Raw genomic sequence first — 13764 nt, forward strand, 5'->3', positions numbered from 1 at the left:
TTAGCGGCGGCGGCCGCGCAGTTCGGCGACCAGGTTGGGCGCCGGGTAGATCTTCTCCAGCGCTTCCTGGACCGCTGCGGTCGACACCACGACGGTGCGGTTGAGCGTTCCGTCGTAGCCGTAATTGCCGCCCAGGCTGTTGATGTTGCCGTCGAACGCGGCGCCGATCACCGTGCCCGCCTTGTCGATCACCGGCGAGCCCGAATTGCCGCCGATGATGTCGTTAGTGGTGACGAAATCATAGGTGACGTTCTTGTCGATCCGCGCCTGGTTGGCGGCGAACGCCGGGGGCAGGTCGAACGGCTCGGCGCCGGTCGCGCGGTCGAAGGTGCCGCCCAGGACGGTGCGGGTCGGGACCGGGGTGCCACGCTCGGTCCAGCCCTGGACCTTGCCGTAGCTGATCCGCAGCGTGAAGGTGGCGTCTGGATAATTGCTGTCGCCATAGGCGGCGAAGCGGGCATCGGCGAGCCGGGCGCGGGCGGCGGTCAGCGGCGCGTCGACCTCGGCGTCATAGCGCTTCTGCAGCGCACGGGCGTTTGGATCGACGCTGCGGGCATAGACGATCATCGGATCGGTCGACGCCGCGATCGCCGCCGCGCCGCCATCGAGCAGCGCCTTGCGCACCGTCGGGTCGGCCAGCTTGGTCCCCGTCACCAGCCGCGCGGCCAGCGCCTCGGGCGACTCGCGGCCGAGCAGAAGCTTGGTCTGCTGGTGATCTGCGCCGAGATATTCGCGGGCCTTGGACAGCGACCATTCCATCTGCAGCTGGTCGAGCCACGGGGTCACCGGGCGTTCGTCGGTGAGGTTCTTCTCGAGCAGCGGCAGGGCCGAATCGGTGAAGCCCGGCAGGCGCTCGCCATTGGGCTTTGCGCGCTCCTCGGCGACCCGCACCAGCGCGAGGGCATAGTTGAACAGATCGCCCTGCGGCAGCGCGAACAGCCGCTCGACATAGATGGCGCGATTGGCCTCGACGGTCTTGGCGATGTCGCCCCACGGGTTGCCGATCGCCGGCTTGCCGGCACTGGCCTGCTTGAGGCTGGCTTCGGCGGCGGCGAGCTTGCCGGTGAAGGCCGGGTCGTTCAGCGCCTTCATCCGGCCGATATAGACCTTGAGGCTGTTCTCGATCCCGCTCAGCGTCTCGGCGCCTTCGCGCTTGCGCTCGGCCGACTGCGCCATCGCGTTGATCAGGCGGCCGCGGAATTCCGAGGTCATGGTGACGATGATCGGAAGCGCTAGTTCGCGCTGGAAGGCGAGCTGCTCACCGGTGAACAGGCGGCTGGTCGAGCCCGGATTGCCGACCACGAAGGTGGCTTCGCCGTCCTGCGGCGCGCGCGGGTTCCACTTGAGGAAGGCGGGCGTCGCGACCGGCTTGCCATTCTCGTAGGCGCGCAGGAAGCTCGCATCCATCGAGTAGCGCGGGAAGTTGAAGTTGTCGGGATCGCCGCCGAACTGCGCGGCCTGCGCTTCGGGCGCCCAGGCGAGGCGGACGTCGCTATACTTGCGGTAGGTGTAGAGCTTGTACTGGCCGCCGCCGTACAGGCTGACGACCTGGCAGCGGGTGGTCGCCTTGTCGGTGCAGCCCTCGGACTCGAGCTTGGCGGTGGCGGCATTGCGCGCCCGCACCGCGTCGGCGCCGGTGGCCGATCCGATCGCCGCCTTGACCGTCTGGGTCACGTCGCGGATCGAGGTCACCACCTCGGCCTGCTGACCGGCGCACTTCTTCTCCTCGGCGGTCGAACGGGCGGTGAAGCCCTTGACCAGGATGTTGTTGTCGGCGGTCGAATTCTCCTCGACGCAGGTCGCGACGCAATGGTGGTTGGTGAGGATCAGCCCGGTGGCCGACACGAAGCTGGCCGAGCAGCCGCCGGTCAGGCGAACCGCCGCAGCGCGGGTCTTGTCGAGCCAGGCTTGGTCGGGCGCCCAGCCATAGGCCGCCTTCATTCGCGCCGCCGGAAACGCATCGAAGGTCCACATCCCCTCGTCCGCGCGGGCGGCCCCCGGAAGCATGAAGGCGAGCGAGGCGCTGACAAAGAGAGCGGACTTGAGACGCATGTTGGCTTGTCCTTGATGGGATGTGATCGTGCACCGGATTAACGCGCCCGCCGAAAAGGAAAAGGGGCCCGGCGATTGCCCGCCGAGCCCCTTCTTCACATCGTGACTGCCGAAGCGGTCAGCCGCGCCGCATGCCCTGGCGCTGCTGGCGCGCCTGCTGCCGCTCCTCGCGGGTGACCCGGCCGTCGCGGTTGAGGTCGACCCGGTCGAAGCGCTGCAGCGCCGCGGTTTCGGCCTCGGCCAGCGAAATGCGCTGGTCGCGATTGGTGTCGGCCATACGCATCATCGCGCCGCCGGCGCGGCCGCGCATCGCCATCCGCTCGCCGCCCCTGCCGCCGCGGCGGCCTTCGGCCCGGCCCTCGCCGCGCAGCGCTTCGGCGCGGGTCCATTCGTCGCGGCTGATCATGTTGTCGCGGTTGGTGTCGATCCGCCCGAACATCTCGGCCCGGCGGGCCGGATCGGCGGCCTGCGCCATCCGCTTGCCACCCATGCGCTGGCGCTTTTCGGCGCGCATCGCCTGGCCTTCGGCCTGGGTGATGTAACCGTCGCGATTGGTATCGACCCGGGCAAACATCGCCCGCGCCCGCTGCACGACTTCGGAACGGGTCTGCACCCCGTCACGCGGCGCGACCGGAGCCTGCGGAGCGACCTGCGCGCCGACGGCAGTGGCGGCAAGCAGCAAGCCCGCGCCCAACAACATCTTCTTCATAAGGCCTCCATTCGCCCTGTTTTGATGTATCCGCAGATAACGGCGGATTGCTGAACCGGGGGTGACAGTTGCCGCGCAAGCTGCGAGGGGCTGAGCATTGCCATGATCCCGCCCGCCGCACCGCCGAACCCACCCGGAATGCCGCGCCCCTGGTGGGAAACGCGCGCCTTCGTGGTGGTCATGGTCCTGCTGTCGGCGGTGCCGTTGCTGTATCCGCCGGTTCCGCCGCTGGTCGACCTGCTCGGCCACATGGGGCGCTACCGGGTCATGCTCGACGGCGACGTGCCGAGCCTGGCCGCGATGTACAGCTTCAAATGGGCGCTGATGGGCAATCTCGGCGTCGACCTCGCGGTCTATCCGCTGGCCAGGCTGATCGGGCTGGAGCCGGCGGTGAAGCTGGTGATCATCCTGATCCCGATGATGACCACCGCGGGCATGCTGTGGGTCGCGCGCGAGGTGCACCACCGCTTGCCCCCGACGGTGATGTTCGCCCTGCCGTTCGTCTACGGCCACCACTTCCTGTTCGGCTTCGTCAATTATGCGCTGAGCGTCGCGCTTGCGATGCTGGCGTTCGGGCTGTGGCTGCGGCTCGGGCGCAAGGGCAAGTACCGGCCTCGCGCCGCGCTGTTCGTGCCGATCAGCATCCTCGTCTGGCTGTGCCACGCCTTCGGCTGGGGCTTCCTCGGCCTGCTCGCCTTCTCGGCCGAAGTGGTCCGCGCGCATGACGACGGCCGCAGCTGGTGGCGCTCGATCCTGCGTGCGGCCGGCCAGTGCCTCAGCCTCGCGCTGCCTTTGCTCCTGATGGTCCTGTGGCGCGAGGGCGGGGGAGGGGTCACCGCCGACTGGTTCAACTGGAAGAACAAGATGTTCTCGGTGAACACCGTCCTGCGCGATCGCTGGCTGGTGTGGGACCGGATCAGCTTCTTCACCTGCCTGGTCGTGTTCCTGTTCGCCATCGTCCACCCGCGGCTGACCCTGTCGCGCATGCTGACCTTCACCGCGATCGTGCTCGGCCTGGCCTTTGCCATGTTGCCGCGGATCATCTTCGGTTCGGCCTATGCCGACATGCGGCTGATGCCGTTCGTGCTCGCCTTCGCGCTGCTGGCGATCCGCTTCCGGCGCGACACGCAGCTCGGCATGGGCTGGGTCCTCGCCTCCTTCGCCCTCGCCTTTTTCCTCGCCCGAACGGCCAGCGTCACCTGGAGCCTGAAGCTCGCCAGCGACGAATATGCGCGGCAACTGACCGCGCTCGACCAGGTGCCGGAGGGCGCCCGGGTGGTCAGCATGGTCGGGCTCGGCTGCTCCCGCACCAGCGGCTGGCCGATGTGGCGCAACGCGCACCTTGGCGGCATGGTGGTGGTCCGCCGCAACGGCTTCTCCAACGACCATTGGGACGTGCCCGGCGCCAAGCTGCTGACGGTGACCAACCGGGCGGCGGGCTACTGGCAGCACGATCCCAGCAACCTCGTCCTCCACGACCGCTGCCCCGCGCGCTTCGGACGGCCGATCAGCCCCATGCTTCGTCGCTTCCCGCGCGAGGCGTTCGACTATCTGTGGCTGATCAATCCGCCGCCCTACGATCCGGCGCTGGTGTCCGACCTGCAGAAGGTGTGGGGGCTGCCCGACGGCTCGGCCCTCTACCGGATCGGGCCCGGACCCGCTAATCCCTCCCGATGACCGCGCTTTCGATCGTCGTTCCCTGCTTCAACGAAGAGGAATGCGTGCGCCTGCTGCACCAGCGACTGAGCGGCGCGGCGCGGACCACCTTCGGCGAGGATTACGAGATCATCCTGGTCAACGACGGATCGAAGGACCGGACCTGGCCGATCATGCAGGAAATGAGCGCAGCCGACCCGCACCTCACCTGCGTCAACCTGTCGCGCAACCACGGCCACCAGCTGGCGCTGACCGCCGGGCTCGACCTCGCGCGGGGCAGCCGCATCCTCATCGTCGACGCCGACCTCCAGGATCCGCCCGAACTGCTTGGGCCCATGCTCGAGATGATGGAGCGCGAAGGCGCCGACGTCGTCTATGGCGTCCGCCGCAGCCGCGCCGGCGAAACCCGCTTCAAGCGCGCCACCGCCCACGCTTTCTATCGCCTGCTGTCTTCGGCGACCGAAATCGACATTCCGCTCGACGCCGGCGATTTCCGGCTGATGAGCCGCCGCGCCCTGGACGTGCTGCTGGCGATGCCCGAGCAGGCCCGCTTCGTGCGCGGCATGGTGGCGTGGATCGGGTTCAAGCAGCTGCCCTTCCCTTATGACCGGGCCGAACGCTTCGCGGGCGAGAGCAAGTATCCGCTCGGCAAGATGATCCGCTTCGCGCTGGACGCGCTGACCGGGTTCAGCTCGGCGCCCCTGAAGCTCGCCAGCCATGCCGGCCTGCTGCTGAGCCTCAGCTCGGTGCTGATCATCCTTTACATCCTCTTCGCCTTCCTCACCGGCCGCAACATCCAGGGCTGGACCAGCCTGATGCTGGTGGTGGTGGTGCTGGGCGCGGTGCAGATGTTCGTGCTGGCGATGATGGGCGAATATATCGGTCGGCTCTACAGCCAGGCCAAGCAGCGCCCGCTGTACATCGTGCAGGACATCGCCGGTGACGCCCGGACCCCGCGCAAGATGCTCGGTCAGGTGCCCGAGGACGCCACCGCCCACAGCGACAGTCCGGGCGGCAGCGGGACTTTGCCGATCAGCCGCGCTTCCTGAGCGAATACCGCTTCCAGCGCCGCGTTGAGCGGGGCCGGGGGCAGGGTATCGTCGCCATCGTCCTTGCCGGTCAGCTTGCCCGCCGTCCGAGCGGCGATCGCCACCGGAAGCAGGAAGCTGTTGAGGTAGCCGATCTTCTCCAGCTTGAGCGGGGAGCAGTCGACCAGCGCCTTCAGTGACGACTTGGAATAACGGCGCTGGTGGTGGTTCACCACGTCATGCGCCGACCACATCCACTGGTGGGCGGGGACGGTCATCACAAACTTGCCGCCGGGTTTCAGGCAGCGGGCGATCCCGGCCAGCGCGGCGCGGTCGTCGGCGATATGCTCGATCACGTCGAACGACCCGATCAGGTCGTAGGACGCGTCGGCCACGCCATCGAGGGCCGGCAGGGGGGAGGAGCCGATCGGCCGCCCCAGCCGCATTTCCGCCATCGCCCGCGCGGCCGGATCGACCTCGATCGCGTCGACCGACCCGAAGATGTCGAGCATCGGGAAATTATGCCCGGTGCCGCAGCCGACTTCGAGGATCTTGCTGTTCGGGCGCGGCCGCACGACGCGGGCGATCAACTGCGCAAGCACCTTGCGCCGGGCGCGATACCACCAGTGGCGCTGGTCGAGCTCGGCCATCCGGTCATAGACTTGCCGTTCCATCAGCCGAACACCCACCAGCGGTTCAGCGCAAAGGTCAGGAACGGGGTGATCAGCACCGCCGGGACCAGCGGCCACCAGGTCGGTCCGTGAAGCCAGTCGACCGCGACCCAGGTGAATCCCGCGTTCATCAGCATGCCGGCGGTCTGCACCGCCAGGAACTGCGCCTTGGTCTTCTTGTCCTCTGTCCGCTCGTGACCCTTGAAGCTCCACCGGCTGTGGAGGAAGAAGCCGGCGGTCACCGCAACTGCAAAGGCGATCACCACGGCCAGCACCGGCCACATCACGTAAGTGGCGAGCGGCCAGTAGACGGCGGCGTAGAGCAGGGTCGAGCCGAGGCCGACCAGCCCGAAGCGGATCAACTGGCCGATCAGCTCGCGGCGCTGGGAGGCTTGGAGCAGGCTTGCCTGGATCATGGCCTTGCCCTCTAGGGTCAAGTGCCTAGAGCGGCAACCGATTGGCTGTGCCAGGTTTGGAGTATTGCGGACGTGCCCGAACGGTTGCTGGGATGGATGGAGCGGCACTGGCGGCTGGTGATCCTGGTCGCGTGGCTGCTGTCCTGCGCCTTGTTCACCTGGCAGAAGTGGGGCGGCATCATCGGCTTCGCGCTGGGCGACACCGACGACAACCTCCGCATGGCGCAGGTCCGCGCGCTGCTGAACGGGCAAGGCTGGTTCGACCTTCGCCAATATCGCTTCGATCCGGCGTTCGGCGGCGCCAACATCCACTGGAGCCGGATCGTCGACCTGCCGCTTGCCGGGCTGATCCTGCTCGGCAGGCTGTTCACCACCGGCGCCGATGCCGAGCGGATGGCGGTCGCAGTCGCGCCGATGCTGCCTTACGCGGTCCTACTCACTGGCATTGCGCTGACCGCGCGGCGGCTGATCAGCCCGGCGGCCTTTGTCGCGGCCCTGATCGCGCTTTATTTCGCCGGCGCCACCAACGGCATGTTCATGCCGACCCGGATCGACCACCACGGCTGGCAGCTGGCGATGCTCAGCCTGGTGATCGCCGGGCTCGCCGATCCCGACCGCCGCCGCGGCGGCCTCACCGCCGGCATTGCCAGCGCGATCAGCCTGTCGATCGGGCTCGAGATGCTGATCTACCTCGCGCTGGCGGGGGCGGCGCAGGTGCTGATGTGGGTCTCCGACGCCGGGGAACGCGACCGGTTGCTGGCCTATGCCGTCAGCATCGCCGGGGGAACGGCGGCAGGCTTCCTGCTGTTCGCCAGCTACGCCAATCGCTTACCCGTGTGCGACGCGCTGTCGCCGGTCTGGCTGTCCGACGCCTTGCTGGGCGGCGCGCTGCTCACGCTGATCGCCTGGAAGAGCCCGGAGCGCTGGACCACCCGCCTTGCGCTTGCCGCCGCGGCGGGGGTGGCGGTGGCCGCTTTCCATGCGCTGGCCTGGCCCAACTGCCTCTCGCGCCTCGAAGGCGTGTCGCCCGAAGTCGACCGCCTGTGGCTGAGCAATGTCCGCGAAGCCAAGCCGATCACGCAGCACAGCTGGCGGACGGTCGTGACGGTCATCTCCTTGCCGGCGGCGGGCCTGGTCGGCTGGGCGTGGCTGGCCTGGCTGCACCGCCGCGAGCCCGAATTGCTGCGCCGGATCCTCGGCCCCGCCGCGATCGCCGCTGCGTCCTTTGCGCTCCTGTTCTGGCAGACCCGCGCGGGGCCGGCGAGCCAGCTGCTCGGCGTGGTCGGCTGCGCGGCGCTGACCGCGACGTTGCTGCCCCGGCTGTGGAACGCGAAGAACAGCCTGGTGGTGGTGCTCGGCTCGAGCGCGCTGGTGCTGGCGGCAAGCGGCGGGGCCGCGCCGCTGGTCCTGAAATTCCTTCCGGAAAAGCAGGAAAAGGTCACCGAATCGCAGCGGCTCAACAACCGCGCCAACCGCCTGTGCCCGACCCTGTGGGCGATGCGGCCGGTGGCGAAGCAGCCCAAGGGCATGGTGTTCACCTTCATCGACCTCGGCCCCCGCCTGATCGCGGTGACGAGGCACGATGCGCTGGGCGGACCCTACCATCGCAACGGCATGGCCATCGCCGACAGCATGAACGCGATGCGCGGCACGCCCGAACAGGCACGCGCGCTGATCCTCAAGCACCGGTCGGACTATCTGCTGGTCTGCCCGCACATGAACCAGGCGACCATCTTCCGCAGCCAGGCGCCGCGCGGCTTCTACGCCCAGCTGGAGCGCGGGGCGCGCTTCGGGTGGCTGCAGCCGATCGACCTCGGCAAGGACAGCCCGCTCAAGATGTGGCGGGTGGTGCGCTGACGTCTAGCCGGCGAGGGCGTTTTGCTGCCGCCTAGCCGGCGAGGCCGGGCAGGCTCCGCTCCAGCCCGTCGAGCACGAACTGGACCGCAAGCGCGGCAAGGATGACGCCGAGGATCCGGGTGATCATCGCCTCCAGCTTGGCGCCGATCATCCGCATCAGCGGTCCGGCGAGCAACAGCGCGAGCAGGGTCAGCACGATCACCGCGGTCATCGCGCCCAGCACCACCGCTTGCTCGGTAAGTCCCTCGGCGCGGGCCGACAGCAGCATGATCGAGGCGATCGAGCCAGGCCCGGCGATCATCGGGATCGCCATCGGGAACACCGAGATGTCGTCGGCCTCGGGCGTGCCCTCGATCTCCCGCGCGCGCTCCTCGCGGCGTTCGGTACGCTTCTCGAACACCATGTCGAGCGCGATCATGAACAGCATGATGCCGCCCGCCAGCCGGAACGCCGACAGGCTGATTCCAAGCGTACTGAGCAGGGGTTCGCCGAGCAGCGCGAAGAACAGCAGGATCGACCAGGCAACCAGCGCCGAGCGAATCGCCATTGCCCGCCGGTGCGCGTCGGCAGTGCCCTTGGTCAGCCCGGCGAAGATCGGGGCGCAACCGGGCGGATCGATGATGACGGCAAGCGTGATGAACGCCGAGGTGAACAGCTCGATCATGCCGACGGCGCCGCCACTTTCTGGTCGAGCACGGTGTCGAACCGGCTGCCGGTCCAGAGTTGCACGCGGGTGCGCCGCGCGCCGTCCGCGGTCACCGTCCAATTGTAGAGCAGGGTGCCGTCAGCCGAGCGGGCGTAACCGCTGTCACCCGGCGGTGCGGTGCGGTTCAGGCGATTGGCATAGGACCGCTCGATCTGCCGCAGCCGCAGCGCGCGATTACTGCAGCTCGCCTTGCGCACCGTGGGGCGGGCCGACCGGGCCAGCGGCGCCTTGAGGGCGTCGCCGCCATCGACGGTCCAGCGCCATGCGCCGCTTGCCTGGCGCATCCACAGGGTCGTGAAATAGCCGTCGGCCTTGCTCGCCGCATTGTGCCACGGACCGGTGTTCACCGCGGTGCGCGCGTCGCACGACACCCAGCTTTGCGCCGGCCACCATTCGACCGAACGGGACGGGTCCTTGCGACCCTTGAGGAATTCCTGCGCCCACACCGCCTGCGGATTGTACATCACCGCGGTCGGGTCGGCCCACTTGCGGAACGCGGTCCACTGGCCCTGGCGCTGGGCGTCGGCGGCAAAGGCGCGCTCGGCCTCCACCGCGGTGACCGGAGCGGCCGCGGCGAGCAGCAAGGAGGCAAGGATCATAGTCCCACCGGCGGCGCGAGGCCGGCCCGGCGGTGGGCCGCGACGACGGTGTTGCGGAGCAGCATGGCGATGGTCATCGGACCGACCCCGCCCGGCACCGGGGTGATTGCGCCTGCCTGGGCTTCGGCCTCGGCAAAGGCGACGTCGCCGACCAGCCGGGTCTTGCCGGGCTCGGTGCCAGCCACGCGGTTGATGCCGACGTCGATCACGGTCGCGCCGGGCTTGATCCACTCGCCGCGGACCATTTCGGGCCGACCGACCGCGGCGACCACGATGTCGGCTTCGCGGACGAGGGCGGGCAGGTCGTGGGTGCGGCTGTGGGCGATGGTGACGGTGCAGCTTTCGGCCAGCAGCAGCATCGCCATCGGCTTGCCGACGATGTTGGAGCGGCCGATCACCACCGCATGCTTGCCGCTGAGGTCGCCGAGTTCGGCCTTGAGCAGGTGCAGGCAGCCGAGCGGGGTGCAGGGGACCAGTGCGGCGGGATCGCCGACCGCCAGCCGCCCGGCATTGACCACGTGGAAGCCGTCGACGTCCTTGTCGGGATCGATCGCGTCGATCACCCGCCCCGCGTCCATGTGCCCGGGCAGCGGCAACTGGACCAGAATTCCGTCGACCGCCGGATCGGCGTTCAGGCGGGCGATCAGCGCCAGCAGATCGGCCTCGCTGGTCTCGGCAGGAAGGGCATGGTGGACGCTCTCCATCGTCGCCTCGCCGCACGCCGCGCGCTTGGAGCGGATGTAGACCTCGCTCGCCGGATCCTCGCCGACCAGCACGGTGGCAAGCCCGACCGGGCGGCCGGTGCCGGCGCGGAAGAAGGCGGCGATCCGCCCGACCTCGGCCCTGAGCTCGGCCGCCGTGGCCTTTCCGTCGATCCGCTTGCCCGTCATCGCCTCACATCCCCGGCGCGGGGAGGGAGGCGAGGGCGTTGGAGATGACCGGGTTGATCAGGATGCCGATCAGCAGCAGCACCACCACCGGCGACAGGTCGAGCCCGCCGAAGTCGGGCAGGATCTTGCGGAACGGGCGGTAGAGCGGCTCGAGGAAGCGGTCGAGGCCGACCAGGAAGCGGCGCATCCCCTCGCTCGAGGTGTTGATGACGTTGAAGGCGACCAGCCAGCTCAGGATCACCTGGATGATGATCAGCCACCACAGGACGTTGAGCAGGATGGCGGCAATCTCGAGAAGGGTGCGCAGGATGACCATGGCCCCCCTCTAGCGGTCCCGTATTGCAGCGGCAACACGGCCCTTCAGGGCGCCATCCGCTCCGGATCGGCACGGGCCAGCAGCAGGGCGAAGTCGCCGGCCGGATCGGTCCATTCCTTGAACGGGGTCCAGCCGCCGGCCAGAAGCAGCAGGCGGGCGCTTTCGGCGGTATATTTGTGGCTGTTCTCGGTGTGGATGCTATAGCCCTGCGCAAAGCGGAAGGTCCTCCCCTCGACCGCGAAGGACAGGTCGCGCCGGGCGACGAGGTGCATCTCGATCCGCGACATCGGCGCGTTCCAGCGCGCTTCGTGTGCAAAGGCGTCGACCGGAATGTCGCCGCCAAGCTCGCGATTGATGCGGTGGAGGAGGTTGAGGTTGAAGCTGGCGGTGACGCCGGCCGCATCGTCATAGGCGGCGACCAGCCGCTCGGGCGCCTTTACCCGGTCCATCCCGATCAGCAGCAACGCGCCGGTGCCCAGCGTCTGCTTGAACGAACGCAGCAGGTCGACCGCGCTGGACGGCACCAGGTTGCCGATGGTCGAGCCGGGAAAGAACCCCAGCCGGGGATGCTTGCCGACCTCGTCCGGCAGGTCGAAGGCACGGGTGAAGTCGGCCTCCACCGGAAAGATCGGAAGCGCGGGAAAATCCTCCTGCAGCGCCTCGGCATTGGCCCGCAGATGCGCCCCGCTGATGTCGACCGGGGCGTAGAGGGCGGGGGCGATGCCGCGCAGCAGCAGCGGGGTCTTGGCCAGCGCGCCGGCGCCGTAATCGACCACTGCCCGGTCCCTGCCGACCGCCGCCGCAATCTCGGGCATGGCGGCGCGCAGGATGCCGATCTCGGTCCGGGTGGGATAATATTCGGGAAGGTCGGTGATCGCCTCGAAGATCCGCGACCCCTCCTCGTCGTAGAACCAGCGGGCGGGGATCGCCGGCGGGTCTTGCGCCAGTCCTTCCAGCACGGCCTGGGCGAAGGCGGAATCGGGACGGGTCTCAACAGTCGCGAGCAAGGCGCACTCCGGTGAATTGCCAGCGGGCATGGGGCGGGAAGAAGTTGCGGACCGACGCCCGCGAGGAACCGCGCGGGGTAGCGCAGCTGGCGCCCTTCAGCACCATCTGCCCGCTCATGAACTTGCCGTTATATTCGCCGACGCTGCCCTCGGGCTGGCGGAAGCCGGGGTGGGGCAGGAAGGCCGATCCGGTCCAGCACCAGACGTCACCGAACCATTCGCCGCCGGCGCGGGGCCTGACCGCGCCCACCGAGTCGAGCTGATGGCCGCCACGCGGATCGTGCGCTGCCGCCATGTCCTCCCACTCGGCCTCGGTCGGAAGCCGGGCCCCTGCCCAGCGGGCAAAGGCGTCGGCTTCATAATGGCTGATGTGGGTGACGGGCGCTGCGGGATCGAGGGGCTGGCGGCCGGCAAGGGTGAAAGCGGTCCCGTCCCCGCCCCAGTAGAGCGGCGCGGTGATGCCCTCGGACTGCACCCAGGCCCAGCCGTCGCTCAGCCAGTGGCCGGGCGTGCGATAGCCGCCGTCGTCGATGAAGGCCTGCCACTCGCCGTTGGTGACGAAGCGGTTGGCGATCGCGTGGGGTGCGAGCAGCACCTGGTGGCGCGGCCGCTCGCAATCGAAGGCGAAACCCTCGTCATTCGTGCCGATCTCGACGATGCCGGTCCGCCCGCTGATCCACTTGACGTCGCCCACCGGCGCGCTGCCGGGCCAGTGCTCCGCGGCCGCATAGGCCGGCTCCAGCGGATTGGCGGCAAAGGTGGCGAGGATGTCGGTTAGGAACAGCTCCTGATGCTGCTGCTCGTGCGCGATGCCGAGCGCGATCAGCTCCAGCGCCGCGGCGTCGAAGCCCGGCATCGCCGCCGCCAGCGCCGCGTCGACATGGGCGCGATAGGCGCGTGCCTCGTCCAGCGTCGGGTGCGACAGCATGCCCCGCCGGTCGCGGGCCAGCCGCTCGCCCTCGCCCTCGTAATAGCTGTTGAACAGGAACGGCCAGCGCTCGTCGTAGACCCGGTAGCCGGGGACCACAGCGCGCAGCAGGAAGGTCTCGAAAAACCAGCTGGTATGCGCCAGGTGCCACTTCGCCGGCGAGGCGTCGGGCATCGGCTGCACCGTTGCATCGGCATCGCTCAGCGGCTCGGCCAGCGCCAGGGTCAGCGCGCGGGTGGCGCTGAGCCGCTCGGCCAGCGTCTCCGGAGCAAGGGTCGCCGCGACGTTCACTTCGACTGTTCTACCCCGGGAAACGGCTTGTCGGCCAGCAAGGTCGCCAGGTGGTGGCTGTTCGACGCCAGCATTTCCACCGTCTCGGTGACCTTGTCGGGCACTTTCGGCAGGTCCTTGAAGTCGACCTTGCCCATCGCTTCGCCGACCCAATAAGCGGGGCCGCCCGGCGGGACGGTCCAGCCGGTGTCGGACAGGCCCTGGAATAGCTCGGCCGAGACATGATGCGCGCCATCCTCGTTGCCGACGATGGCGACCGCGAGGACCTTGCCGGTGCTCGGCATCCGGCCGTTATCGTCGGTTTCCGACAGGAAGGCGTCCATCCGCTCCAGAACGCGCTTGGCCGTGCTGGGCAGCTGGCCCATCCAGATCGGGGTTCCGAACACCAGGATGTCGGCCTCGAGGATTTGCTTGCGCAGCGCGGGCCAGGCATCGCCCTCGCCCTCGTCCGAGCTGACGCCCGGCTTGATGTCGTGATCGGCGAGGCGAATGGTACCCAGCCACTCGGCGCCGCGCTTGGCCAGGGCGTGCTCGACCAGGCCGATCATCTTGTCGGTCGACGATGGTTCGCCGGATGAGGCCTTCAGCGAGGCGTTGACTGCGATTGCCTTGACCATCTTCTCACCCGATTTTCGATT

14 protein-coding genes are annotated in these 13764 nt (G+C 68.7%); 3 read left to right on the forward strand and 11 right to left on the reverse strand.

Going from position 1 to position 13764, the window contains the following annotated elements:
- Both GGQ97_RS04530 and GGQ97_RS04535 read right to left on the reverse strand, forming a co-directional pair.
- Complete coding sequence (locus GGQ97_RS04530; protein ID WP_168067837.1) at positions 1–2052, reverse strand: S46 family peptidase; 2052 nt, start codon at positions 2050–2052, stop codon at positions 1–3.
- 118 nt (positions 2053–2170) lie between these two features.
- Positions 2171–2761 carry an EF-hand domain-containing protein gene (locus GGQ97_RS04535; RefSeq protein WP_168067838.1) on the reverse strand — a complete coding sequence of 197 codons (591 nt, stop codon included), beginning with the start codon at positions 2759–2761 and terminating at the stop codon, positions 2171–2173.
- Positions 2762–2863: 102 nt separating this feature from the next.
- On the opposite strand from GGQ97_RS04535, the gene GGQ97_RS04540 reads away from it, so the two are divergent.
- Both GGQ97_RS04540 and GGQ97_RS04545 read left to right on the forward strand, forming a co-directional pair.
- A complete protein-coding gene (locus GGQ97_RS04540; protein WP_168067839.1) occupies positions 2864–4438 on the forward strand; it encodes a hypothetical protein in 1575 nt (524 codons plus the stop codon).
- Positions 4435–5466, forward strand: a complete 1032-nt coding sequence (locus GGQ97_RS04545) for a glycosyltransferase family 2 protein (protein ID WP_168067840.1) — start codon at positions 4435–4437, stop codon at positions 5464–5466. Before GGQ97_RS04540 ends, GGQ97_RS04545 begins: the two co-directional genes overlap by 4 nt.
- Here the strand turns inward: GGQ97_RS04545 and GGQ97_RS04550 are convergent.
- The gene (locus tag GGQ97_RS04550; RefSeq protein ID WP_168067841.1) at positions 5388–6119 is read right to left on the reverse strand and encodes a class I SAM-dependent methyltransferase; all 732 of its coding nucleotides are present in this window, start codon (positions 6117–6119) and stop codon (positions 5388–5390) included. The two genes, GGQ97_RS04545 and GGQ97_RS04550, sit on opposite strands and share 79 nt — an antisense overlap.
- On the reverse strand, positions 6119–6532 hold the full coding sequence (locus GGQ97_RS04555; protein WP_209022787.1) for a GtrA family protein: 414 nt from the start codon (positions 6530–6532) through the stop codon (positions 6119–6121). The genes GGQ97_RS04550 and GGQ97_RS04555 overlap by 1 nt, the downstream gene beginning before the upstream one ends.
- A gap of 72 nt (positions 6533–6604) precedes the next feature.
- On the opposite strand from GGQ97_RS04555, the gene GGQ97_RS04560 reads away from it, so the two are divergent.
- Positions 6605–8389 carry an AcrB/AcrD/AcrF family protein gene (locus tag GGQ97_RS04560; protein ID WP_342448448.1) on the forward strand — a complete coding sequence of 595 codons (1785 nt, stop codon included), beginning with the start codon at positions 6605–6607 and terminating at the stop codon, positions 8387–8389.
- 31 nt (positions 8390–8420) lie between these two features.
- Here GGQ97_RS04560 and GGQ97_RS04565 read toward each other — a convergent pair whose 3' ends face one another.
- From GGQ97_RS04565 to GGQ97_RS04595, 7 genes are read right to left on the reverse strand one after another with little or no spacing between them, the layout of a single operon-like run.
- The gene (locus tag GGQ97_RS04565; RefSeq protein ID WP_168067842.1) at positions 8421–9053 is read right to left on the reverse strand and encodes a MarC family protein; all 633 of its coding nucleotides are present in this window, start codon (positions 9051–9053) and stop codon (positions 8421–8423) included.
- Entirely contained in the window at positions 9050–9694 is a 645-nt protein-coding gene (locus tag GGQ97_RS04570) for a hypothetical protein (RefSeq protein ID WP_168067843.1), read from the reverse strand. The genes GGQ97_RS04565 and GGQ97_RS04570 overlap by 4 nt, the downstream gene beginning before the upstream one ends.
- Positions 9691–10584, reverse strand: a complete 894-nt coding sequence (gene folD, locus GGQ97_RS04575) for a bifunctional methylenetetrahydrofolate dehydrogenase/methenyltetrahydrofolate cyclohydrolase FolD (RefSeq protein ID WP_168067844.1) — start codon at positions 10582–10584, stop codon at positions 9691–9693. Before folD ends, GGQ97_RS04570 begins: the two co-directional genes overlap by 4 nt.
- A 4-nt stretch (positions 10585–10588) precedes the next feature.
- A complete protein-coding gene (locus tag GGQ97_RS04580) occupies positions 10589–10900 on the reverse strand; it encodes a YggT family protein (protein ID WP_209022788.1) in 312 nt (103 codons plus the stop codon).
- 44 nt (positions 10901–10944) lie between these two features.
- On the reverse strand, positions 10945–11937 hold the full coding sequence (gene egtD / locus GGQ97_RS04585; RefSeq protein WP_168067845.1) for an L-histidine N(alpha)-methyltransferase: 993 nt from the start codon (positions 11935–11937) through the stop codon (positions 10945–10947).
- Positions 11891–13126 carry an ergothioneine biosynthesis protein EgtB gene (gene egtB, locus GGQ97_RS04590; protein WP_168067846.1) on the reverse strand — a complete coding sequence of 412 codons (1236 nt, stop codon included), beginning with the start codon at positions 13124–13126 and terminating at the stop codon, positions 11891–11893. Before egtB ends, egtD begins: the two co-directional genes overlap by 47 nt.
- Positions 13123–13743 carry a flavodoxin family protein gene (locus GGQ97_RS04595; RefSeq protein WP_168067847.1) on the reverse strand — a complete coding sequence of 207 codons (621 nt, stop codon included), beginning with the start codon at positions 13741–13743 and terminating at the stop codon, positions 13123–13125. Before GGQ97_RS04595 ends, egtB begins: the two co-directional genes overlap by 4 nt.
- Between the last annotated feature and the right edge of the window lie 21 nt (positions 13744–13764).

The sequence above is a fragment of the Sphingomonas kaistensis genome, assembly GCF_011927725.1.
Taxonomy (GTDB): Bacteria; Pseudomonadota; Alphaproteobacteria; order Sphingomonadales; family Sphingomonadaceae; genus Sphingomicrobium; species Sphingomicrobium kaistense.

Bases quoted from the DNA above. Each gene is read 5' to 3' on its own strand.
- GGQ97_RS04530 (WP_168067837.1), bottom strand. From the start codon at position 2,052: ATGCGTCTCAAGTCCGCTCTCTTTGTCAGCGCCTCGCTCGCCTTCATG.
- GGQ97_RS04535 (WP_168067838.1), bottom strand. From the start codon at position 2,761: ATGAAGAAGATGTTGTTGGGCGCGGGCTTGCTGCTTGCCGCCACTGCC.
- GGQ97_RS04540 (WP_168067839.1), top strand. From the start codon at position 2,864: ATGATCCCGCCCGCCGCACCGCCGAACCCACCCGGAATGCCGCGCCCC.
- GGQ97_RS04545 (WP_168067840.1), top strand. From the start codon at position 4,435: ATGACCGCGCTTTCGATCGTCGTTCCCTGCTTCAACGAAGAGGAATGC.
- GGQ97_RS04550 (WP_168067841.1), bottom strand. From the start codon at position 6,119: ATGGAACGGCAAGTCTATGACCGGATGGCCGAGCTCGACCAGCGCCAC.
- GGQ97_RS04555 (WP_209022787.1), bottom strand. From the start codon at position 6,532: ATGATCCAGGCAAGCCTGCTCCAAGCCTCCCAGCGCCGCGAGCTGATC.
- GGQ97_RS04565 (WP_168067842.1), bottom strand. From the start codon at position 9,053: ATGATCGAGCTGTTCACCTCGGCGTTCATCACGCTTGCCGTCATCATC.
- GGQ97_RS04570 (WP_168067843.1), bottom strand. From the start codon at position 9,694: ATGATCCTTGCCTCCTTGCTGCTCGCCGCGGCCGCTCCGGTCACCGCG.
- folD (WP_168067844.1), bottom strand. From the start codon at position 10,584: ATGACGGGCAAGCGGATCGACGGAAAGGCCACGGCGGCCGAGCTCAGG.
- GGQ97_RS04580 (WP_209022788.1), bottom strand. From the start codon at position 10,900: ATGGTCATCCTGCGCACCCTTCTCGAGATTGCCGCCATCCTGCTCAAC.
- egtD (WP_168067845.1), bottom strand. From the start codon at position 11,937: ATGCCCGCTGGCAATTCACCGGAGTGCGCCTTGCTCGCGACTGTTGAG.
- GGQ97_RS04595 (WP_168067847.1), bottom strand. From the start codon at position 13,743: ATGGTCAAGGCAATCGCAGTCAACGCCTCGCTGAAGGCCTCATCCGGC.